Annotated in this window: 19 protein-coding genes and 3 tRNA genes; 7 read left to right on the top strand and 15 right to left on the bottom strand. The window is 64.8% G+C overall.

All coding sequences use genetic code 11. The features are described 5' to 3' along the window. Positions 1-817: 817 nt before the first annotated feature. The 13 genes from MXC11_RS08250 to trxB all read right to left on the bottom strand — a co-directional run bounded on the left by MXC11_RS08250 (position 818) and on the right by trxB (position 11,123). Positions 818-3,157, bottom strand: coding sequence for a VapE domain-containing protein (locus MXC11_RS08250; protein ID WP_250007834.1), 2,340 nt, complete (start codon positions 3,155-3,157; stop codon positions 818-820). Continuing rightward, positions 3,154-3,390 carry a helix-turn-helix transcriptional regulator gene (locus MXC11_RS08245; protein WP_250007826.1) on the bottom strand — a complete coding sequence of 79 codons (237 nt, stop codon included), beginning with the start codon at positions 3,388-3,390 and terminating at the stop codon, positions 3,154-3,156. The genes MXC11_RS08250 and MXC11_RS08245 overlap by 4 nt, the downstream gene beginning before the upstream one ends. Before the next feature lie 359 nt (positions 3,391-3,749). Beyond that, the gene (locus MXC11_RS08240; protein WP_250007818.1) at positions 3,750-4,286 is read right to left on the bottom strand and encodes a hypothetical protein; all 537 of its coding nucleotides are present in this window, start codon (positions 4,284-4,286) and stop codon (positions 3,750-3,752) included. A 128-nt stretch (positions 4,287-4,414) separates the two neighbouring features. Further along, positions 4,415-4,828 carry a hypothetical protein gene (locus tag MXC11_RS08235; RefSeq protein WP_250007811.1) on the bottom strand — a complete coding sequence of 138 codons (414 nt, stop codon included), beginning with the start codon at positions 4,826-4,828 and terminating at the stop codon, positions 4,415-4,417. Between the two features lie 49 nt (positions 4,829-4,877). Next, positions 4,878-4,962, bottom strand: a tRNA-Leu gene (locus tag MXC11_RS08230). A 250-nt stretch (positions 4,963-5,212) separates the two neighbouring features. Further along, a tRNA-Cys gene (locus MXC11_RS08225) sits at positions 5,213-5,286 on the bottom strand. A gap of 37 nt (positions 5,287-5,323) precedes the next feature. Then, a tRNA-Gly gene (locus MXC11_RS08220) sits at positions 5,324-5,399 on the bottom strand. A gap of 61 nt (positions 5,400-5,460) precedes the next feature. Further along, positions 5,461-6,012: a CDP-diacylglycerol--glycerol-3-phosphate 3-phosphatidyltransferase gene (gene pgsA, locus MXC11_RS08215; RefSeq protein ID WP_250007803.1), complete on the bottom strand. Its 552-nt coding sequence runs from the start codon at positions 6,010-6,012 to the stop codon at positions 5,461-5,463. 33 nt (positions 6,013-6,045) lie between these two features. After that, complete coding sequence (uvrC, locus tag MXC11_RS08210; RefSeq protein ID WP_250007796.1) at positions 6,046-7,890, bottom strand: excinuclease ABC subunit UvrC; 1,845 nt, start codon at positions 7,888-7,890, stop codon at positions 6,046-6,048. Continuing rightward, complete coding sequence (uvrY, locus tag MXC11_RS08205) at positions 7,877-8,518, bottom strand: UvrY/SirA/GacA family response regulator transcription factor (protein ID WP_250007787.1); 642 nt, start codon at positions 8,516-8,518, stop codon at positions 7,877-7,879. The genes uvrC and uvrY overlap by 14 nt, the downstream gene beginning before the upstream one ends. A 161-nt stretch (positions 8,519-8,679) precedes the next feature. Further along, positions 8,680-9,429, bottom strand: coding sequence for an arginyltransferase (locus tag MXC11_RS08200; RefSeq protein WP_250007780.1), 750 nt, complete (start codon positions 9,427-9,429; stop codon positions 8,680-8,682). Beyond that, positions 9,430-10,143 carry a leucyl/phenylalanyl-tRNA--protein transferase gene (gene aat, locus MXC11_RS08195; protein ID WP_250007770.1) on the bottom strand — a complete coding sequence of 238 codons (714 nt, stop codon included), beginning with the start codon at positions 10,141-10,143 and terminating at the stop codon, positions 9,430-9,432. Between the two features lie 32 nt (positions 10,144-10,175). Continuing rightward, positions 10,176-11,123: a thioredoxin-disulfide reductase gene (gene trxB, locus MXC11_RS08190; RefSeq protein WP_250007750.1), complete on the bottom strand. Its 948-nt coding sequence runs from the start codon at positions 11,121-11,123 to the stop codon at positions 10,176-10,178. A 203-nt stretch (positions 11,124-11,326) separates the two neighbouring features. Between trxB and MXC11_RS08185 the strand changes: the two genes are divergently transcribed. Genes MXC11_RS08185 through crcB form a run of 4 tightly spaced genes read left to right on the top strand, consistent with a single transcriptional unit; the run spans position 11,327 to position 16,771 of the window. Then, on the top strand, positions 11,327-14,425 hold the full coding sequence (locus tag MXC11_RS08185) for a DNA translocase FtsK (protein WP_284060447.1): 3,099 nt from the start codon (positions 11,327-11,329) through the stop codon (positions 14,423-14,425). 10 nt (positions 14,426-14,435) lie between these two features. Then, positions 14,436-15,068 (top strand): outer membrane lipoprotein periplasmic chaperone LolA, encoded by a 633-nt coding sequence (gene lolA / locus MXC11_RS08180; RefSeq protein WP_250007743.1) that lies wholly within the window; start codon positions 14,436-14,438, stop codon positions 15,066-15,068. A gap of 6 nt (positions 15,069-15,074) precedes the next feature. Then, on the top strand, positions 15,075-16,397 hold the full coding sequence (locus MXC11_RS08175; RefSeq protein ID WP_250007725.1) for a replication-associated recombination protein A: 1,323 nt from the start codon (positions 15,075-15,077) through the stop codon (positions 16,395-16,397). Beyond that, positions 16,394-16,771, top strand: a complete 378-nt coding sequence (gene crcB / locus MXC11_RS08170; RefSeq protein ID WP_250007716.1) for a fluoride efflux transporter CrcB — start codon at positions 16,394-16,396, stop codon at positions 16,769-16,771. Before MXC11_RS08175 ends, crcB begins: the two co-directional genes overlap by 4 nt. 82 nt (positions 16,772-16,853) lie before the next feature. Here crcB and MXC11_RS08165 read toward each other — a convergent pair whose 3' ends face one another. Beyond that, entirely contained in the window at positions 16,854-17,579 is a 726-nt protein-coding gene (locus tag MXC11_RS08165; protein WP_250007709.1) for a TorF family putative porin, read from the bottom strand. A 308-nt stretch (positions 17,580-17,887) separates the two neighbouring features. Between MXC11_RS08165 and MXC11_RS08160 the strand changes: the two genes are divergently transcribed. The 3 genes from MXC11_RS08160 to MXC11_RS08150 are packed head-to-tail and all read left to right on the top strand — an operon-like array spanning position 17,888 to position 20,353. Beyond that, entirely contained in the window at positions 17,888-18,430 is a 543-nt protein-coding gene (locus MXC11_RS08160) for a hypothetical protein (RefSeq protein ID WP_250007692.1), read from the top strand. Between the two features lie 55 nt (positions 18,431-18,485). Next, positions 18,486-19,763 (top strand): phytochrome family protein, encoded by a 1,278-nt coding sequence (locus tag MXC11_RS08155; protein WP_250007688.1) that lies wholly within the window; start codon positions 18,486-18,488, stop codon positions 19,761-19,763. After that, complete coding sequence (locus MXC11_RS08150; protein WP_250007682.1) at positions 19,760-20,353, top strand: biliverdin-producing heme oxygenase; 594 nt, start codon at positions 19,760-19,762, stop codon at positions 20,351-20,353. The genes MXC11_RS08155 and MXC11_RS08150 overlap by 4 nt, the downstream gene beginning before the upstream one ends. A gap of 45 nt (positions 20,354-20,398) precedes the next feature. Here the strand turns inward: MXC11_RS08150 and MXC11_RS08145 are convergent, their stop codons facing one another. Then, positions 20,399-22,165, bottom strand: coding sequence for a sulfatase-like hydrolase/transferase (locus MXC11_RS08145; protein WP_250007678.1), 1,767 nt, complete (start codon positions 22,163-22,165; stop codon positions 20,399-20,401). Positions 22,166-22,268: the final 103 nt, after the last annotated feature.

Here is a 22,268-nt window from a genome sequence, read left to right as displayed (position 1 = left end):
CAGGCCAATGACGGGCTGCCGCCCGCCGTTGCCGAGAAAAAACTTAACCCATTGTCCGGGATGGCTTGACCACTACACACCACCAACGGAGACGGACTGCGGGAAGGTGCCCAGGTGGGCGCACTCCATCAGCTCGCGCTCGAACGGCCCGGCTGCGTCGGCGATATCAGTTTTGGCGGGCGGCAGCAGGCCCAGGAAGGTGCTGGCGGTGCGCTCCACGGTCGGCAGCGGCAGGCACGAGTCGGCGGGCTGGTCTCGCTGGCGCGGCGTGGTAACTCGAACTTACCGGGGCATTCCGTTGCACCTCCTAGGCGGGCCTAGGAGCGGTGGCACTGCCCAGGCGGGCCAGCGGGCTGGGCGTTGTGCTGGTGGGCGCTCTCGGCGCTGCGAGGGCGGCCCAGGAGGCGGGAGCGCACAGGCCGGGTGGCCCCCGTGCGCGTGCGCGATGTGTCAGTTGAAATGGGTAACGCAGAAGACGCAGCCGGGGCGGCCCTATGGCCCAAGCGGAACGTGGGAACGAACGCGGAACGCAAGCGGCAGGGGCAGCGTTCCGGCCCAAGCCCGCGTAGATACAGGCTCCTAGCTCCCCGGAACGAACGGAACGAAGGAATTAAGTAAGAGGTAGAGAGAAGCGGAGGACTACACCACAGCAGTGTGGTGTGGGCACGAGGGCAGTAGAGCTAGCCCCTATATACGCACGTTCTTCGGCCCGTTCGTTCCGGGCCTAGAACCCGCGTCTCTACAGGCTCCCAGCCCGGAACGCCAGCCGGAACGCGGGCCGGAACGCACAAAAACGGGGGCCGAAGCCCCCGATTGGTTAGAACGGTTGTGCCGACACGGGCGGCGGCGGCGGTTCGTCCTTCGCCCAGAGGTACAGGCGCTGTTTCTTGCCCTGCCAGCGTACGGAGCCCGGTGTCGGTTTCCACCCGGCTTCCTCCATCGCCCGGCGCACATCCGTGGCGAGCTGGCCGCGTCGGCGCTCGGGTGGGATGCCCATGGACTGATACACCGTATCCGTGCGGATGGCTGCCGTGCCCTCGTAGAAGCCTTCGGGGTGCAGCCCTTCGGCCATTTCCAAGAAGCCGTCTTCCACGGTTCGGCGGGCCTCTTGGGCCTGCTGGGCACCTTCCAGCGCCTCGCCTGTCAGGAACAACTGGAAGTCGCCGCTGCGGTAGCGGGCCAGCGCCTCGGCCAGAATCTGGTCGCGGTCGGCTTGCAGCCCAGGCAGGTCGATCTCGCCAACCTCCACCGGCCAGAATCTACGGTTGCCCGTCTCGTCGTGCAGGAAGCGCCCGCTGTTGGTTGTGCCCGCCAGAACGAAGCGACGCTTCACCGACACGACCGTCCGCGCATAGGCGGGGCGGCCCCGATCTTCTCGCCGCGTGATTTCGTGCTTCAGCGTCTCCACGTCCTTCCGACGCATCCCGGCCAGCTCCGCACATTCAACGATCCATGCCCCTTCCGTTGCCTCCAGAACTTCGCGGGTGTCCTGGGCATCGAGGAAATTCGCATCGCTGAAGAACTCCCCGGCGAGGATGTTGAGCGCCGACGACTTCCCACGCCCTTGGGCACCCACGAGCACCAGCATGTGGTCGAACTTGGTGCCCGGCTCGAAGGCTCGGGCCATCGCTGCCACGAGCCAGGTAGCGCCAGCGGCCCGGATGTAGGGCGAATCCTTCGCGCCCAGATAGCGAACGAGCCAGGAGTCCAGCCGGGGCATCCCGTCCCAGGTGGGCAGCCTGTGCAGATGATCCAGAAGCGGGTCGAAGCTGCCCAGGGCGCACAGCTCCAGAACCGCGTCGCGGACGTACTCCTTGCCAGGATCGAAGCCGAACCGGCAGCGAATTTCGCGCCGAATCAGCACCTCGGCCATGTCGGAGAACTCGCCGGAAAGCTCCTGCATCTGGTGATGGCCGACCATGTTCCGGCGGCGGAACAAGTCATAGCTGCACTCCAGACCGATCAGCCGGAGGGCCGTGATGGTATTGTGCAGGCTCTTCAGCGGCTCGCCTGCCTTGTTGGTCGGGTTCCAGCCCAAGTCCTGGCCGACCACCTCGTGGGCTTTGTCGATCTGGCGCAGGGCGTATTTCTCCGGGCGCTTGTGTTCGACCACGGACTCGGCGATCCCGAAGGACTCGTCGGTGAGGATGGAGAAGATTACGTCGTCGGGAACGCCCCGGCGCACCAGCTCACACGTGCAGGCGAACAGCGCCTCGGAGCGGCTGGGGAACTTGGTCGGGTTGTCGGGGTCGTTGCCCTGGACGATGAGAACCTTCAGCCAGTCGGGAACGTCCCACTGGTTCAGGTCATCCACCGACTCCAAGCGCTGCACGTTGCCCGAGACGACCACAGAGCGCCCAGAGAAGCCCAGGGTCTCCTCGGACTGTACCTTCGGGGCGGCGGTGAAGGCCGACAGCGGATAGACGTTGTCGTTGAATTCCACGAGCTGGGCGAGCGCGGCGACCCGGCGCTTCTTCAGCTTCTTCGCGTCCGGGAGGTTGATCGTCCCAGGCAGCCGCATGATCCGATCGACGTTGTGGCAGTTGTCCGCCCCGTAGAGGCGCTCCAGATGGATGTTGTAGCGTTCGAAGCTCTCCGCCAGGGCAAGGTCGCCGTCGATTCGCACCGGCTCCTCCAGCTTCCAGAACGCCTGGTAGCCGCCCCCAGAGAAGACGATCACCGACGGCGCAGGCTGGGCCGCCCGCAGGATGCCCAGCGCCCGCTTCTGCTCCTCCTGAATGTCCTCACCGGCTCGCGGGTCGATGTCCACGTGGAGGCAGACAGCCTCGCCGATGTCGGTCTTCTCGGCCTTCTTCCGCAGCTCGCTCGTCGGACGGTTCACATGGAAGTAGAGGTTCAGCTTGCCGTTGTGCTCGTCGAGCCACTGAAGGTAGGCGGCTTCCTGCCCAGGAGAGAAGGAGCGGGTCTTGATGACCTTCTTGTCCGGGGAGATGCCGGTGAGCGCCCACGGGCCTTGCGGGTGGAACCGCTGCAAGAAACTGACAGCGGCAGCGGAGTCCGGGGTTGGCGTGGTGGGCTGGGTCGCAGAGAATTCACCTTGGACGTCAGCTTCCTTCTTGCTTTGTTGCCGCCCAAGCCCCGGCCCCGCCCTCAGGTCGGGGCTTTTTTCGTTCTGAGGTTCCAAGAAGTCGGTCATTGGACACCCCCTTTGGTTTCAAAGCGGGGCTGCGCCAGAACGAAGGCGTCCAGCTCGCGGACGTCGTACAGGACGGCAGCGCCAAACTTGCGGTAGGGCGGCCCCTTGCGAACTTCGCGAAGCCGGGCGAGGTGGGGAACAGATACGCCCAGGTACTCGGCGGCTTCGCGGGCGCGGAGCCAACGCTTGGGGGCGGTGAAGGATACTTCGTCTTGGTGGTGGACGTCGGTCATGACGGTCTCCGAATCTGATAACGCCAAGATCCGGTGCCGCCTGAGACAATGCCGGCGAAGCATGAGAACCCAGCTCGGCGGGAACAGGGTTCGGGCTGTTGGTCGCGGGCTTCCACCGCCACTGGGCGAGCCTCCGCAGGCCCACCCTGGCGAGTCCTGTCGATTCAGGCACGATCTCACCAACGGAAGCCATTATCCGGCATCCGCGCTCCGAGGCGCAACAGGACAACTGCCTCTCCTGAGACTGAGAACTGCCGTTCCTGAGATGTCACGAACCCAGGGACGGTGCGCTCGGGGAGCTGGCGCACTGCCCAGAGCGGCGGCGGCCTGTCTCCCTGGGCCGTACCAAGAACCTGCTGTTACTGTTCCCCGCCCGGCAGTGCGAAGGTTCCGCGCCCGACACAGGCGATGGTGTGGCCGACCCGGCGGGCGGTGTCGATGGTGGAGCGCACCTTCTTCTGTTCCATGCCCAGCGCCTCGGCCAGCTCGGCGACGGTACGCGGGCCGCTGGCGAGCGCCGCCAGGAGGTCATCCACGCGGGCCTTGAGTCCGGCGGGCTTGGCCTTGGCCTCGGCGGTGGCTGCGCCCTCTGCGGGCTCCTCGGCGGTGCTAGGCGCGGTGGCGGGGGATGCCTCCACGGTGGCCGGGGTGGCGGGCTCCTGCACGCTCTCGGGCTGCTCCGGTGCAACCTCGGCGGGCTCCACCTGGGCGACCCCTTCGTCCTGGGCGAGCTGCGGCTCGATCAAGGCCCAGACCTGCTGCATGCCCTTGGCGCGTTTCAGGAATTGCTTGGTGTTCTTGCCGGTGACGCTGTTGTAGTAGGCCAGCAGGTCGGCGGTGGAAACTTCGTTCAGGTCAGCGAAGCGAGTGATGGCGGTGTCGGCGATGCGGATCATGGCGATTCTCCTTTTCTGGAAGACCGGGCGTCCGGTCGGTAAGGAGAATCCTGTCCAGCTGGCTGAAGTCCGACAACAGCTAGGCGCAAAAGCGGATGCGGGGTGGCCCAGGGCTGGTGCCGGGTGCGTCAGTACTCGCCTGGGCGAAGGAGGCGGAACCGCCCCTCGTTGTTGATGATTGGCTGTCGTCCCTTCTCACGTAATCCGTTCAGCGCGGCACGGACTTGGAGTTCTGTCAGGCCCAGTGTCTCCTTCAATTGGACAGCCGTGAGTCCTTCAGAGTGCCTCTGGAGCGCCCTCAGAACTTCCAAACTCATGCCCCGCATAGGCTCCACGGACTTCTCCACCTCTCGGGGGTTTACCCCTTCGCCAAAATGGGTGAGCGTGAGATTGTCCAGCGGGAACGGCTGCTCCCCGGCGTCCCGCCGCTTGCGAGCGGACTTCAGGCGGTGACGCAGCGCGCCTTCGCGCATACACGCCGAGATCTCTGGGTCTGCCCAGAGGCGCTGTAGTCGTTCGGACGGGCTTTCGTCTTTGCTCATCGGCGCTGGCTCCTAGCCTGGGCGGTTCGCTGGACGGTGCGCAAGGTTTTGGTGCCCCGAGCCGGACTCGAACCGGCACGCCATTCGGCAAAGCATTTTAAGTGCTCAGTGTCTACCGATTTCACCATCGGGGCCTGCAAAAACAACAGGTTACAGCCTTTTGTCACTTGTCATCAACGTGTCCCGGAACGGGCTCCGGGGTGCCCGTCTGGTGCGGAATCGGCAAGGACACTGGTAATTTTAAGTCCCCTGCGTCTACCGATTTCGCCATTCGGGCAGTAGCGCAACGTGCAGACCTTTGGCGTTTTTACTCTCTGCGAAACGATGCAGAGACAAGCCAAATAAAAAAGCCCTGCAGGTCATTGAACTGCAGGGCTTTTGTAGTGGAGGCCGAGGTCGGAATCGAACCGGCGTACACGGATTTGCAATCCGCTGCATGACCACTCTGCCACCCGGCCTATGCATGCAGCTTATCGGGCTGCACACGTTTGAAACTGGAGCGGGAAACGAGACTCGAACTCGCGACCCCGACCTTGGCAAGGTCGTGCTCTACCAACTGAGCTATTCCCGCTTGGTGACGGGAGCCATTGTATAGCACCCGGGAAGACTGTCAACTCATTGATTCAAAAAAGTTATTTCTCTGCGCCGAGGTGCGGCCAGGCCGCGCGAAGGTACTGAATCATCGACCAGAGTGTCAGGGCGGCCGCGATGACCAGCAGGGCAATGCCGAGCCCAACCCATGGATCAAGGCGTGGGGGATTGGCCAGCAATACGATCAGCGCGGCCATCTGCGCCGCCGTCTTCCACTTGCCGAGGCGTGATACCGCCACCTGGGCGCGTGCTCCCAGTTCAGCCATCCACTCACGCAGCGCCGATACCACGATTTCCCGACCGATGATGATCATGGCGGGCAGGGTCAGCCAGAGATTGGCGTGTTCAGCGACCAGCAGCACCAGCGCGACAGCCACCATCAGCTTGTCAGCAACCGGATCGAGGAAGGCGCCAAACGGTGTGCTCTGGCCCAGGCGGCGAGCCAGATAGCCGTCCAGCCAGTCAGTGGCGCTGGCCAGGGCAAAGGTGGCGCTGGCGGCCCAGTAGCTCCAGCTGAAGGGCAGGTAGAACAGGGCAATGAAGACTGGGATCAGCAGAACGCGCAGGACGGTGAGAAGGTTGGGGATATTCATCGGTACCCGGGCTCTGCAACGAAAAAAGGCATTCTACTCACTGTGCAGGGTTGCATAAATCGCATCGGCGAGCTTTTTGCTGATCCCTGGCGCGCGGGCAATTTCCTCGGCGCTGGCGCGGCTGAGCTCCTGTAGTCCGCCAAAATGCTTGAGCAGTTCGCGGCGTCGTTTCGGGCCGACACCTGGAACATCCTCAAGGCTTGAGGTAGTGCGTGCCTTGCCGCGTCGGGCGCGGTGGCCGGTGATGGCAAACCGATGTGCCTCATCACGAATCTGCTGGATCAGATGCAGGGCCGGCGAGTGACCGGGCAGGGTGAACTCCTGGTCGGCGCTCTCCAGGTACAGGGTTTCAAGGCCCGGTTTGCGGGTGCTGCCTTTGGCCACTCCCAGCAACACCACATCAACCACCCCCAGCTCGCGCAGCACTTCGCGGGCCATGTTGAGCTGCCCCTTGCCGCCGTCAACCAGCAGGATATCCGGCATCTTACCTTCGCCCGCCTTCAAGCGGCGGAAGCGGCGAGTCAGGGCCTGATGCATGGCCGCATAGTCATCGCCGGCGGCGATATTTTCGATATTGAAGCGCCGGTAATCGGATTTGAGCGCACCCTCGGGGCCAAAGACCACGCAGGAGGCGACGGTCGCCTCGCCACTGGAGTGGCTGATATCAAAGCACTCGAGGCGCTTGGGCGGCTCGCGCAGCCCCAGCGCGTCCCCCAGGGCCTGAAGGCGCTGGGTAATCTGCTCACGATTCGCCAGGCGGGCATTGAGAGCTTGCTCGGCGTTGGTGACGGCCAGTTGCTGCCAGCGGGCCCGGGTACCGCGCACCCGGTGGCTGATGCTCAGCTGGCGCTGACGGACCTCGCTGACGGCGGCCAGCAGGGCAGGGAAGTCATCGTGGGGCGTATTGACGATCAGCTCGCTTGGCAGATCGCGCTCGGCACTCCCCAGGTAGTACTGGGCGAGGAAGGCCATCAGCACATCTGCCGGCCCCGCCTCGATTCCTACCTGCGGGTAAAAGCTCTTGCTGCCTAGCACTCGCCCGCCACGCACGGTGATCAGGTTGACGCAGGCGCCACCGGGTGTGACCAGCGCGGCGATCACATCCACATCACCGCTGCCACCCTCCATGCTTTGCTGTTCCTGGACGCGGCGCAGCGGGGCGATCTGGTCACGCAGTTGCGCGGCCCGTTCAAAGTCCAGGCGCTGAGCGGCCTGCTCCATGGCACTGGCCAGCTCACGAGTCAGCTGACTGCTGCGCCCTTCAAGGAACATTACCGAATGGCGTACATCCTCGGCGTATTCCTCAGCGCTGACCAATCCCACACAGGGTGCCTTGCAGCGTTTGATCTGATATTGAAGGCACGGGCGGCTGCGGTTCTGGTAGTAGCTTTCCTCGCACTGGCGAACCTGAAAGGTTTTCTGCAGCAGGTTGAGGCTCTCGCGGATGGCCAGTCCACTGGGGTAGGGGCCAAAGTAGCGCCCCGGGGCGCGCTTGCTGCCGCGATGGATGTCGAGGCGCGGGAAGTCATCGGCGGACAGGAATACGTAGGGGTAGGATTTGTCGTCACGCAGCAGGATGTTGTACGGCGGGCGCCACTGCTTGATCAGCGTCTGCTCCAGCAGCAGGGCCTCGGTCTCGCTGGCGGTGACGGTCAGCTCGATGTGGGCGATCCGCGCCACCAGCGCTGCGGTTTTCGGCGCAAGGCCGCTCTGGCGAAAATAGCTGGCCAGGCGCTTTTTCAGGTTGACGGCCTTGCCGACGTACAGCAACCGCTCGGCCGCATCGTACATGCGGTAGACGCCAGGGTGCGTGGCGCAACTGGCCAGAAAGGCGCTGCTGTCAAAGGCCGCTGCGGGCAGGGCTTCAGTCACCGGCATCGACAATCCCATGGCGCAGGGCCATCCGGGTCAGCTGCACATCGCTGTTGATGCCGAGCTTCTCAAACAGGCGGTAGCGGTAGGTGTTGACAGTCTTGGGCGACAGGTTCAGGCAGTCGGAGATTTCCTGGATAGCCAGCCCGTTGGCGACCATTTGCGCGATCTGCAACTCTCGCTCCGACAGCTGGCTGAAGGGCGCCGTAGGCTGCGGCATGATCTTCAATATGGCCAGCTTCTGGGCAATGCAGGCGCTCAGGAAATGCTGGCCAGCGTGGACCTTGCGAATGGCGGTAATCATCTCCTCCAGGTCGGCCCCCTTGGTCAGATAGCCGGACGCACCGATCTCCAATAGGCGCGAAGGGAAGGGCTCCTCTTCGCAGACCGTCACTACGATTACCTTGGTTTTCGGATGGCTGAGTAGGATGCGCTTGGTGGCCTCCATGCCGCCGATGCCTGGCATGCGCAGATCCATCATCACCAGATCCGGCTGCAAGGTCCGCACCTGTTGTAGCGCCGCTTCACCCGAGGCAGCTTCGCCCACCACGCTGACCCCCTCCACATCCGCCAGCATGTGGCGCATGCCGGTGCGTACCAGGTCGTGGTCATCAACCAGAAGCAGTTTGATCAACTGAAAAACCTCTGCAGTGCCCGATAAAGACGCGAAGGCGCTAAGTCCTTGCCCTACCTGAAAAATAACAAATGCCTGCCGGCCTGCACAGCCGCGCAGGATGGACTGCTTCAGGATACGGGCGTTTTTCGGACGGGCTGCGGGAATGCTGGCAGGCGGCTTCAGATTCCGTGAACGGCGTCCTGTTCGGGCGGCGTGTAGCGCTCATCGAAGCAGTGCCAGTGCTGCTCAAGGTACAGCTCGAAGGGGCGGTATTCGCACTTGTAGCTCATCTTGCGGCAGCCCTCGATCCAGTAGCCGAGGTACACCGCAGGCAGTCCCAGCTGCTGTGCCTCCTGGATCTGCCAGAGCACGGCAAAGCGTCCGAGGCTGCGAGCATTTTCATCCGGATCGAAAAAGGTATAGACCGCCGAGAGGCCATTCTCGAGCTGGTCACAGAGCGCCACGGCCAGTAGGCGGCCGGTGAGGCGAAACTCGATCAGCTGGCTGAAGCCGCTGTCCTCCAGCAGAAAGCCGCGAAACTGCTCGGGACTGGGGGGGTACATATCGCCATCGCGATGGCGCTGCTCGATGTAGCGGGCGTACAGCGCATAGTGCTCATCCTGCCAGCGCAGCGGCACCCAGCGGACGTTAAGATCCTGATTGCGCTGCAGGATGCGTCGCTGCTGGCGGCTGGGCCGAAAGCGCTCAACCGGAACGCGCAGCGGGATGCAGGCCTGACAGCTTTTGCAGTGGGGGCGGTAGATGTGCCGGCCGCTGCGCCGAAACCCCAGCTCGGAAAGATAGGCGTACTGCTCGGCATCCACCGCATGCTGCGGATCAACGAACAGCGTGCTGGCCTGCTGCCCTGGCAGGTAGCTGCAGGGGTGCGCGGTCGAGACATAAAAGCGCAGCGCCTGGATCGCGTGCATTCAGTCGGCGTCCGTTGGAGGTGTTGCAGGGAGCGATACCGGCCAGGGACTGGGCCCCGGTACATCGCGGTAGCGCTGCAGGTAGTCGGCAAACACCGGGCGCGGGATCGGACGGGCGCCCAGGCGCTGCAGGTGTTCGGTGTGCATCTGGCAGTCGATCAGTACAAAACCGGCATCGCGCAGGCGCTCGACGAGGCTGACGAACGCCACCTTGGAGGCATTGCTGCGACGACTGAACATCGATTCCCCAAAGAACAGCCGGCCCAGCGCCAGGCCATAGAGGCCGCCGACCAGTTCACCGTCCTGCCAGGCTTCCACCGAGTGCGCGATGCCCTGGCGGTGCAATTCCAGATACGCCGCCTGCATCGCCGGGGTGATCCAGGTGCCCTCGGCATACGCGCGAGGCTCGGCGCAGGCCTTGATGACCGCCGCAAAATCATGATCAAGACGGATCTCAAAACGCTGCTGGCGCAGGAGCTTGCGCAGGCTGTGCGAGACATGCAGCTCCTCCGGGAACAGCACCATGCGTGGATCGGGTGACCACCAGAGGATCGGTTGCCCGGCGCTGAACCAGGGGAAGCAGCCATGCCGGTAGGCGGCGAGCAGCCGCTCGGGCGAGAGATCGCCACCGGCAGCCAGCAGGCCATCTGGCTCGCGCAAGGCACGGGCCAGAGGCGGAAACTCCAGAGAAGTGCGATCAAGCCAGCTGAGCATGGGGGAGAGCAGGCCGTGAGGCCCGCCATACCTTACTGGTCGAGGTAGCGTTCGGCATCGAGGGCGGCCATGCAGCCGGCGCCGGCCGAGGTGATCGCCTGACGGTAGATCTGGTCCGCCACATCGCCGGCGGCAAATACGCCCTCGATGCTGGTGGCCGTGGCATTGCCCTCGCTGCCGCTCTGGACCTTGAGGTAGCCGTCACGCATCTCCAGCTGGCCGGCGAACAGGTCGGTATTGGGCTTGTGGCCGATGGCAACAAACACGCCGCTCAGCGCCAGCTCGCGGGTTTCGCCACTGTTCACATCCTTGATGCGCACGCCGATGACGCCGCTGGCATCACCCAGCACCTCATCGAGGCTGTGGTTCCAGTGCAGGCGGATATTGCCGTTGGCGGCCTTGTCCAGCAGCTTGTCCTGCAGGATTTTCTCGGCGCGCAGCTTGTCGCGGCGGTGGATCAGGTGCACTTCGCGGGCGATGTTCGACAGGTACAACGCTTCCTCGACCGCGGTGTTGCCACCGCCGATCACGCAGACCACCTGATTGCGGTAGAAGAACCCGTCGCAGGTGGCGCAGGCGGACACACCACGCCCCATGAAGGCTTCCTCGGACGGCAGGCCAAGGTACTGCGCCGAGGCGCCGGTGGCGATGATCAGCGCATCGCAGCTGTAAGTGCCGCTGTCACCCTTGAGCACGAAGGGGCGCTGGGTCAGCTCGGCGGTGTGGATGTGGTCGTAGACGATCTCGGTGGCAAAGCGCTCGGCGTGTTTTTGCATGCGCTCCATCAGGGCCGGCCCGGTCAGGCCTTCGACATCACCGGGCCAGTTGTCGACCTCGGTGGTGGTGGTCAGCTGGCCGCCAGCCTGAAGGCCTGTGATCAGCAGCGGCTTGAGGTTGGCGCGCGCCGCGTAGACCGCAGCGGTGTAGCCGGCCGGGCCTGAGCCCAGGATGATCAGTCGCGAATGTTTGTTTGCAGTCATTAGCTGGAACTCCACAAGCCTGAGCCATCGATCGGGACATGCCGTCCGGGCGGCATGTCGTAGTGCGCGGCATGCTACACCGCTGTCTGGCAGGCGGCAAAACCCGCGAATGCCAGCCGCGCATGGCATCCTTCGACCAAAGGCTTACAATAGAGCCCGTTCATGAGTCGATGGCGCCGGATGTGCGCAGGAAAGAAGCCGTTTTGAAAACCTCCGCCAACACTGCAAAGAACCGTACTCGCAGCGCCGCGACGCGCACCCCGGCCGGTCGTCCGGCGGCTTCCGCCGCGCCGCGCCTGACCTATCGCGTGCGGGAAGTGCTGATGATCGGGCTGGCCATGCTGCTGGTCTACCTGTGCATGGCCCTGTTCAGCTATACCCCTCAGGATCCGGGCTATGACATGGCCACCAGTGCCGTGCAGGTGCAGAACGCGGCCGGTCGCATGGGTGCCTGGACCGCCAGTCTGTGCTTTGTGGTGCTGGGTTATGGCGCCTACGCGCTGCCGGTTCTGCTGCTGATCAAGCAGCTGGAGCTGTTCTTTACCCGTCATGAGCCGCTGCAGTGGAATCTCGCGCTGATCGCCTGGCGTGCGCTGGGCGGCGGCTTCTTGCTGCTGGCGACGACCGTGCTGTCGGCGATCCAGTTCGAGTCCCTGGAGGACAATCCGCAGGCCTCTGCGGGGGGCATCCTGGGCAAGATGTTCGGTGAGTGGACGGTGCAGGCCCTCAACGTGCAGGGCGGCACGCTGCTGTTCATTGCAGTGTTTGCGCTGGGCTGGACGATGTACAGCCGGCTGCCCTGGCTGCGGCTGATGGATCTGACTGGCAAGGTGACCCTGGATTTCGTGGAGATTCTGCAAGGGCTGCTCAGCCGCTGGTGGGCGGCGCGCCGTGAGCAGCGCCTGTTGCGCCTCAAACTGCGCGAGGCGGATGAGCAGGCCGCACAAGCGGCCAGCCGCCGCCCGGCACCCAGCGTCAAACCGGTGCAGGGCAGGGCGGCTTCGGCGCCCGAGCCTGAAGCGCCGGCCCAGCGTGAGCCTTCTGCCGGATGGGCGGCGCGTGTGGCGCAGGCGGCGAGTCCGTTGTCCGGTGCGCTGCGGCAGGTATCCAGTGCCGGGCGCAGCGCGGTTGGTGCTGTTGCGGGTGCCGGGGCGAGCCTGGCGGCGGTGGTCTCGAAAGCGCCGCAGCGGGCTATGGCTACAACAGAGCCTGCCCTGCGCCGCGAGCCGGTATTCGAGGATGATTTGGCCGACTGGCTGGAGGATGAGTCCTTCGGTCCGGCCGAGCCGCCGCGCACCGCACCCGCTCAGACCTTGACGCCCCAACCCCGGCCAGCCGAGCCTGTTGCACCTGTTGCACCTGTTGCACCTGTTGCACCTGTTGCACCTGTTGCACCTGTTGCACCTGTTGCACCTGTTGCACCCGCGCCCACGGTTGCGCCCTCTGTCACGCCGCCGCCTGCGGCTGTGGCTGCGCCCAGTGTGCCGCCGCTCACCATCAGCCCGGCCCCTCGCCAGCCGCTGCCGGAGAGTGAGCCGCTGGACGATGAGGACGACGATCTGCCCTTCGATCTGCCCACCTCAGCACCCGCGCCGGCCACCGCACCTGTGCCGGCTGCAGCGCCTGCGCCAGTCAGCCCGGCGCCCAGCTGGACGCCCCCTGCCGCTCCGGTCGCGGCGCCCGTGGCGGCGCCGGCACAGGCTGCGGCTCCGGTCGCTCCGGCGCAGACGGCCCCTCGCCCTGTGCGGCCGACCACTAGCATCTATCCCGGTGTCGCTCCGGTCGTGGTCGATGAAGGGCTGGCCGGCACCTTGCCGCCGCTGTCGCTGCTGGATCCCCCGCAGGCCAAATCCAACAGCTTCTCCCCCGAGGCTCTGGAGTCGATGTCGCGCCTCTTGGAGGTCAAGCTCAAGGAGTTTGGCGTCGAGGTGCAGGTGGTGTCCGCGCATCCGGGGCCGGTGATCACCCGCTTCGAGATCCAGCTCGCGCCCGGCATCAAGGTCAGTCGCATCACCAACCTGGCCAAGGACCTGGCCCGCTCGATGGCGGTGATCAGCGTGCGGGTGGTCGAGGTGATTCCCGGTAAGACCACGGTGGGCATCGAGGTGCCCAACGAGAACCGCCAGATCGTGCGCTTCTCCGAGGTGCTGACCACCCCCGAGTTCGAGGAGGCCAAGTCGGTGGTCACCATCGCCCTCGGGCATGACATCGGTGGGCATCCAGTCACGGCGGATCTCGCGCGCATGCCGCACCTGCTGGTCGCCGGCACCACCGGTTCGGGCAAGTCGGTGGGTGTCAACGCCATGCTGTTGTCGATCCTCTACAAATCGACGCCCGAGCAGGTGCGCCTGATCATGATCGACCCGAAGATGCTCGAGCTGTCGATCTACGAAGGTATCCCGCACCTGCTCTGCCCGGTGGTCACCGACATGAAGGAGGCCGCCAACGCGCTGCGCTGGAGCGTCGCCGAGATGGATCGCCGCTACAAGCTGATGGCGGCGATGGGCGTGCGTAACCTCGCCGGCTTCAACCGCAAGGTGCGTGATGCCGAAGAAGCCGGCATGCCGCTCGGTGATCCGCTGTTCCGGCGTGAGAGCCCGGACGACATGCCGCCGCCGCTCAAGGCCCTGCCGACCATCGTGGTGGTGGTCGATGAATTTGCCGACATGATGATGATCGTCGGCAAGAAGGTCGAAGAGCTGATCGCGCGGATCGCCCAGAAGGCACGGGCCGCCGGTATTCACCTGATCCTCGCTACCCAGCGCCCCTCGGTGGATGTGATCACTGGTCTGATCAAGGCCAATATTCCGACCCGGATCGCGTTCCAGGTCTCCAGCAAGATCGACTCGCGCACCATCCTCGATCAGGGCGGTGCCGAGCAGCTGCTCGGGCACGGTGACATGCTCTATCTGCCGCCCGGCACCGGGCTGCCGATTCGCGTGCATGGCGCCTTCGTCTCCGACGACGAGGTACACCGCACCGTCGAAGCCTGGAAAATGCGCGGTGCGCCCGATTACATCGAGGACATCCTGGCGGGAACCGATGAGGGCAGCGGCGGATCCTATGATTCGACCGGCGGCGAGGGGGGCGAGGGCAGCGAGGAAGACCCGCTGTATGACGAGGCGGTACGCTTTGTCACCGAAAGCCGCCGGGCATCGATTTCCGCCGTACAGCGCAAGCTGAAGATCGGCTACAACCGCGCCGCACGGATGATCGAGGCCATGGAAATGGCCGGTGTGGTGACGTCCATGAATAGCAACGGCTCGCGCGAGGTGATCGCACCCGCCCCGTTGCGCGACTGAGCGAGGCTCTATGCGTCTAATTCGAATGGTATTGCTGGGAGCCCTGACCCTGGGCGCTGGTCTGGTTCAGGCGGAGGATGACAGCCGCGCGGTACAGCGGCTGACCACCCTGCTGGGCCAGGCCCAGACCCTGAGTGGGCGCTTCTCCCAGCTGACCTTGGATGGTTCGGGCACCCAGCTGCAGGAAGCCAATGGCGAGATGGAGCTCAAGCGCCCAGGGCTGCTGCGCTGGCATACCGATGCGCCGATGGAGCAGCTGCTGGTCTCCAATGGCGAGAAGGTCTGGCTGTACGACCCAGATCTGGAGCAGGTGACCATCCAGGCGCTGGATCAGCGCCTGACCCACACGCCGGCGCTGCTGCTCTCCGGCGATGTATCGAAGATCCGTGAAAACTTCACCATCAGCTATCAGGAAGGCGGCAGTGTGGTGGACTTCATCCTGAAGCCCCGTGCCCGCGACACGCTGTTCGACACCCTGCGCCTGTCGTTTCGCAATGGCGTGATCAATGACATGCAGCTGATCGACAGCATTGGTCAGCGCACCAATATCCTGTTCCTCGGCGTGAAGCAGAACGTGGCGCTGGATAACGCGCGCTTCACCTTTGTGCCGCCGCCTGGCACCGATGTGATCGAGGAGCGCTGAGCCTACATGGATCTCTTCGAGCGCCCTGCGCCCACCCAGCCGCTGGCGGCACGGATGCGCCCGGGTACGCTGGAGGAATATGTCGGGCAGGAGCACCTGCTGGCGCCCGGCAAGCCCTTGCGCGAGGCGCTGGAGCAGGGGGCGCTGCACTCGATGATCTTCTGGGGGCCGCCGGGGGTGGGCAAGACCACCCTGGCGCGCCTGCTGGCGCAACTGGGCGATGCGCACTTTGAGACGCTCTCGGCGGTGCTGGCGGGGGTCAAGGAGATCCGCCAGGCCGTGGAGGTGGCGCGCCAGCAGGCGGCCTGCGGGCGTCGTACCTTGTTGTTCGTCGATGAGGTGCATCGCTTCAACAAGGCGCAGCAGGATGCCTTCCTGCCCTATGTCGAGGATGGCACCCTGCTGTTTGTCGGTGCCACGACCGAGAATCCATCCTTTGAGCTGAACAACGCGCTGCTGTCGCGGGCGCGGGTGTATGTGCTGCAGCCGCTTGATGAGCGGGCGCTGCGCCGCCTGCTCACCCAGGCGCTTGAAGCGCCGCGCGGGCTGGGAGAGCGGCGCCTGCAACTGGACGAGGCGGCGGCCACCTTGCTGGTGCAGGCGGCCGATGGCGACGGCCGACGGCTGCTCAACCTGCTGGAGAACGCTGCTGACCTGTTGGCCGATGGCGAGTGCATCGGCGTCGCGCTGTTGGAGCGGTTGCTGGGTGAGGGGCGGCGGCGCTTCGACAAGGGCGGTGAGGCGTTCTACGACCAGGTCAGCGCGCTGCACAAGTCGGTGCGCGGCTCCAGCCCGGATGCGGCGCTCTACTGGTTTGCCCGGATGCTCGATGGCGGCTGTGATCCGTTGTATCTGGCGCGCCGGGTGGTGCGTATGGCCAGTGAGGAGATCGGCAATGCCGACCCGCGCGCTCTGAGCCTGTGTCTGGATGCCTGGCAGGTACAGGAGCGTCTGGGCAGCCCCGAAGGTGAGCTGGCGCTGGCCCAGGCGATCGTCTATCTGGCCTGTGCGCCCAAGAGCAACGCGGTGTATCAGGCCTTCAAGGCCGCGCAGCGTGATGCTGCTGCCTATGGATCCCTGGAGGTACCGCTGCACCTGCGCAACGCGCCGACGGCCCTGATGAAAGCGCAGGGCTACGGTGAGGAATATCGCTACGCGCACGATGAACCGCAGGCCTATGCCGCTGGCGAGGACTACTTCCCGCAAGCGTTGGCGCCGCAGACCTATTACCAGCCGGTACCCCGCGGGCTTGAGGTGAAGATCGGCGAGAAGCTCGCCCATCTGGCCGCGCTGGACCGGCAGAGCCCGCGCCGGCGCAGAGCGCCATGATCAGCATCATTCTGGCCGTCGCCGCCGGTGGCGCCACGGGCTGTCTGTCGCGGTTTGCCGCCGCGCACTGGGTGAGCAGCCACTGGCCGCAGCATTTCTACTGGGCGACGCTGGCCGTCAACCTGCTGGGTTGCCTATTGATCGGTGCGCTGTATGGCGCCTTTCTGTTGCGTCCGGAGGTTCCGCTGGCGCTACGTGCCGGGCTGATCACCGGTTTTCTTGGCGGGCTGACCACCTTCTCGTCGTTCTCCCTCGATACCCTGCGCCTGCTGGAAAGCGGCCAGCTGGCGCTGGCACTCGGCTATGCCGGGTTTACGGTCTTGGCCAGCCTGTTGGCGACCTGGGCTGGGTTGCTGCTGGTGCGGGTTCTGTAGCGGCACACGCTGCTGGTGGAGGAGGTGTGCGCCGCAGAGCCCCGACCCTCCGGGACTCCACGGCACGGCTTCACCGTACGGCTCAGAGTGTCTTGCTGACCGAGAAGGTCAGGTTGGCGTCACAGAAGTCCTTCTTGCCGACAAAGCCTGCGCAGTCGGTGCTGCTGAGATCGGTATCGGTATAGGTCAGGCCCAGGTCGAGACCGGCCAGGGTCTTGCTCAAGCCGATTGACCAGTCGTTGTAGGCACTGCCGCCGCTGGCGAAGGTCGTCTGTTTGAAGTCGTAGCGGCCATATTGCAAGGCCAGGCCGATCTCATAGGGCAGGGTGTATTCATAGCCCAGGTAGCTGTACAGCGTGCTGTCGCTACCACCGACGTCGCTGGAATACGCTGCGCCTACGCTGGCGCCGTAGGCACTGAGGCTGGCGTAGGTTTCCGTGAAGTTCAGTGCGCTTTCGCCGGGGTAGGCGTATTTGATCCAGCCAAGATCATAACTGAGCGTCTCGCCCAGGCTGCCGGCAAAGCCCAGGTAATAGTCGAACTCCACCGAGGCCTTGCCGCCAAAGTCGACGTTAGAGGCCCAGGTACCGACATACAGGCCGCTCTCGTGGGCTACGTCCAGACCACCCTGGATGGCGCCACTGCCCTGGGTCTGGGAGATGCCGCGGAACACGTAATCGCTGGCCAGGCCAGCATTCATGCTGATCTCGAAGGCGCCGACCGGGCTGGCCACGGTTTCGGCCTGCGTCAGGCTGGCGCCGATAAGGGCGCTGGTGGCGCCGAGGGCGAGGGTCAGGGATTTGAGCATCGTGTTACTCCTTGCGCTGAGAGAAGGCGCTGCCTGTGGTCAGCAGACAGCGCCCCGGTAAGATTCCCTGAGTACTCAGCACGGAGCGTGCCAGAATCTATTTCTTTATTGAAAACAATGAGTTATGGCGTATCTGCTCGCAAGGCGCAGCCTGCGCCGTGGGCTGCTCTGGGGCAGTCGGCACTACGGCGGGGCATCTCGCCCCGCGCCTGGGGCGGCTGCGGTGCGGGCAGCGGCGATCTTTTGCTGCTGAGGGCGAGCGCTCTGGGTGACAATGCGCGCTGTGATTTCTTCCCAGGATTTTCCCGATGCACGACTCTTTGATCGAGCTGCTCACCCTGATCAGCTCCGGCTGCCTGAGTGAGCAGGACATCCAGCGCATTGCCGCCGAGGCCAGCGCCGCCTATGCCGACGCCGACGGCTTTCTGGCCGCCAATCCGGACATCAACTACGACGACAGCTTCCCGATCCCTTTAGGGGAGTGGGTCATCGTGGGCAGCCTGCCGGATACCGTCTTGTTTCAGGCCGATACCGCCGAGGCGTTGTATCGGCAGATCCAGGCCTCGTTCGGGCCGCAGGTCAGCTTCGTGCTTAAACCGTGCGATCTGGCTCGTGCCGACCTGCTGACCGCGCTGCGGCGCATCCAGGTGCAGCTGGGCAGCCTGTATCCGGAAAAAGGCGGTTACGTACTGATCGATTTCAGCGAGCCGCTGGATGATGAGCTGCAGGCGGTGCTGGTCTATCGTGAGGATGTACCTCGTGTACTGGCCTTGGCGGTCGAGGTGGGCATATATGCGGCGCCGAGTTATGAAAGCCGTTTGAGCGCTGAAGGGGACGGCGAGGACGCCTGATTGCCGCGCAGCGCGGCTGGGCAGGGAGAGAGCCTGTATGCAAGAGGGAGGTGGCATGACCCAGACCCACGGATTTATCGACGCCTGCGAGCGTGAGGCGTTGCAGTATTGCGGTTGCATTCAGGGCCATGGTGCTCTGCTGATTGCCGACCGGCAGGGCTGTGTCACGCAGGTTTCCGCGAATATCGAGGCCTGGTTGAAGGTTCCTGCCCCGCACTTGCTGGGACAACCTCTGCCCGCCCCGCTGGCTGAGGCCGTGAGCGCGCTGGGGGCCACCGCCGGTGCGCGGCAAGCAGCCCGTCTGTTTCGCGGCGCGCACGGTGAATGTCTGCTGAGTGCCGTGCGCGGTGAGTGCGGCGAGCAGTTGATTAAATTGCTGCCGGCGGGGATAGACGATGATGCCAGGCTACCTGCATCGCTCGGTGGCCGGCGCCGCGTGCAGGCATTTGCTGATGAACATGCTCTGGAGCAGGCGCGCACGACTTTGCTGCAGCATTTGTTGTCGGCCAGTGGTTTTGATCGTGTGCTGTATTACCGCTTCTTGCTTGAAGGCGATGGCGAGGTACTGGGTGAGGTGCGTGCTGAGGGGATTACGGGCAGTTATCTGGGGCTGCGTTTTCCGGCCAGTGACATTCCGCAGGTCGCGCGCACGCTATACGTGCGCAACCCCTGGCGCAGCATTCCCGATGCCGAGGCCGCCGATATCGCCCTGCTGGGCGTGGACGGGGTTAGCGCTGACCTGTCACTGACCGATCTGCGTGGCCTGTCACCGGTACATCGGCTGTACATGGGCAACATGGGGGTGAGGGCGGCGGTCTCGTTCCCGTTGCTGGCCGCCCACACGTTGAGCGGGCTGAGTGGCTGGTTGTGTCAGGAGTTTGAGGCGGACGGGCTGATGGTCGATGACGGCCAGCATCTCTATAGCGCCGGTGTCTGTCTGGAGCCGGATGCCCTGCGTGCGGTCTGTCACTGGTGTGATGAGCCCGGTCAGGGCAGCACCCGTGTGACGGAAAGCCTGCGGCGCGATTGTCCGGGGATACCGCTTTCGGTGGTGGCCGGTGTGCTGGCCAGTCGTGAGGCGCTGGGCCCCGGTCGGTTCTTGCGGGTGCTGCTCTGCCGCAGTGAGGAAGTGCAGCAGGTGGCCTGGGGCGGTAACCCGGATAAGCCGGTCGAGATCATCGGCGGAGCGTCGGCCATTGCGCCGCGCCGCTCCTTCGAGCGTTGGGTCGAGCGGCGTCTGGGGTATTCACGGCCCTGGCCCAGCCATGCCGAGCTCAGGCTGCTCAAACTGCGCGGGTTGATGAGGCGCCTGCTGGGGGAGGTAGCGGCATGACGCCCCCCTGGCTTGAGGCCTTGCGTACGGCGACGCGCGGGCATCATCAGGCCCTTGATCAACAGCCCGTACTGCAGGCGCTGCTACGCCCCGCGATCACGATCGAACAGTACGCCGATGCCCTGCAGGCACTTTACCGGCCTCAGATGCTGCTGGAGACGGCACTGACGCAGGGTGCGGTGAGAGTGGGCATGGCTAATCAGCCATATGCACCGCGCCTACCCGCCTTGACGGCGGACCTGCAGGCTCTGGCACCTCTCTGCCCGCCATGCACTGAGCCGGGTGAGGGTGAAGCGTGGCAGGCTGTGCTGGATCCGGCCACATGCAGCGTGCCGGTACTGACTGGCTGGCGCTATGTACTGGAAGGCGCACGGCTCGGCAGCGAGGTGCTGGCGGTGCAGGTGCGGCGGCGTCTGGGTGAGCAGGTGCCCTGTCTCTTCCTGGGCACGGCCGAGGCGGGACGCCACTGGCCGTCTTATCTGCAGCAGGCGGCGCAGGTCTGCGCTGATGCCAAGGCTGTACCCGAGGTGATCGAGGCCGCCTGCCAGGCCTTCAGGCTGTATCAGCACGCCCTGACTACACGTGGCTGAGCCGAAAATGCCCAGCCCGCCGGCCTCTGCTGCAGCCTGCAGGGCTCAGCCATTGGGCGTGGCTGCTGGCGCGGGGCTGCGCGTATCGCCGAGCTGTGGTTGTGGCTGATCGGTGGCCGGCAGCTGGCGCAGCCAGCGGCTGAGCAGGCGCGGCTCTTCGTAACGCAGCCCCTGTTCGGTCTCCACGACCCGCTGGATCAGGTTATCGCCAAACAGCAGCTTGCCCTGCACAAAGTGCTCGCCGGCGCGCTGGTTGGGATTGTCGATGTGCCAGCCCAGGCGTTGCGCTGTCCAGCGGGCGGCCTGGTAATGACTGATCCAGCGTTTGTCTTCCAGCGCATGCAGCGCCTCGGCCGGTGCCTCGCGGGCCAGCACCATGACTGGGACTTCGGCCACTTCCGCGCGCAGATCGTTATGTCCCCAGCGCCCATCCTCGCCGAGCAGCTGGCCATGATCACCGGTGATCAGCAGGTAACGCTCGCCCTCAAGCTGCTCGAACTGCTGGATGATGCCCTCCAGCACATCATCGAGATAGCGCAGGGCATTGTCGTAGGCATTGGCCTGACGCACCTCGCGCGGCAGTGCGGCATCGGTCGGCCAGAGCGCCACGGGCTCATCGTGCTGATCGTAGTTTTCCTCATAAGGCAGGTGCGCGGTGCGCAGGTTGATGACCGCGAAACTGGGCGACTGCCAGCCCTGCTCGGCCAGCAAGTCGATCAGTGTATGGTCGTGACGCTCCAGAAAGCGCAGCGGGTAATCCTCGCGGGTGATCGACACATCCAGATGCCGCTGGCCAAGGTGGCTGAGCAGTTTGGACTCCTGGGCAGAGACCCAGTGGGTCTTGAAGCCGGTGCGGCGGGCCAGGGCAAACAGGTTGTGGGGTTGCTGGCGCAGCAGGTGCGGTTGTCCGGGTTCGCGGATGGCATTGAGCAGGTTGGGCAGGCTGACCGCGGTGGCCACACCGGCGGCAATTCCTGGGCGTGCCAGCAATTGACCGCTGGCATGCAGGCGATTCAGGGTCGGGGTGGTATTGCGTGAGTAACCGTACATCGGCAGACGGTCGGTGCGCAGCGAGTCAGCCACCACCACCCAGATGTGCCGGGTCTGGCTGGGCTGGGCGATGATCCGGTACGGGCTGAAGGGCGCAGGTGGCAGGCTTTCCTGCTCACGGAAGGCCAGCCGCACGCCGAAATAGGTAAAGGCATTGAAGCTGTTGTGCAGCGCGCTGCGGGTTGGCCCCGGGGTGAAGGCGCTGAAGTCGCGGTAGGTCGCCCGGTACGGTTTGGCCCCCAGCACCAGCACGATGATCAGCAGGGCCCAGCGGCTGCGCGGCAGGGCGATCCGCGCAGGCAGGGTGCGGTGCAGCCAGAGCAGCAGGCCATAGGGCAGCAGCACGCTGGGCAGCACGTTCCAGTGATCGCCGAGGCTATGCCAGGCGGTTTCCTGCACCTCGGCCCAGTCGCTGAACAGGCTGGCGATGTCCATGGCATTCAAGGGCTCGCCAAAGAACGACACATGCCCCAGCTGGATCAGCTGCATGCCGGCCAGCATCACCAGCAAGGCGCTGACCAGGCGCGGCATCGCGCATAGCCAGAGCGCCAGGCTGAACAGAAAGACCACCAGCACGAAGCGCAGCTCCAGTTCGGCGTGGTTGGCCGGTGTGAACAGCTGCTGCAGGAAGTCATCGGCCATCAGCAGTACGCTGCTCAGGCTGCTGAGCAGCAGCAGGTTCAGCAGCAGGCGCCCACGCGAGGCCGGTGGCGTGGCAGATGATGCGGTGCGTGGGCTCAGGGCGGCGATCGACAGCGGCATGGGTGAGGGCCTGCGTGCGGAAATTGGCGTCGATTCTACGTGCGCGCTCAGGGGGCGGAAATTGGCGGTTACCCGGGGAGGTATCCGTATTCTGTAACCAGAG

Origin of the sequence: Pseudomonas eutrophicaquae (genome assembly GCF_023544715.1) — a bacterium.
Taxonomy (GTDB): domain Bacteria; phylum Pseudomonadota; class Gammaproteobacteria; order Pseudomonadales; family Pseudomonadaceae; genus Geopseudomonas.
Note: the sequence above shows the minus strand (reverse complement) of the source record. Positions and strands in the feature narration are given on the sequence as shown.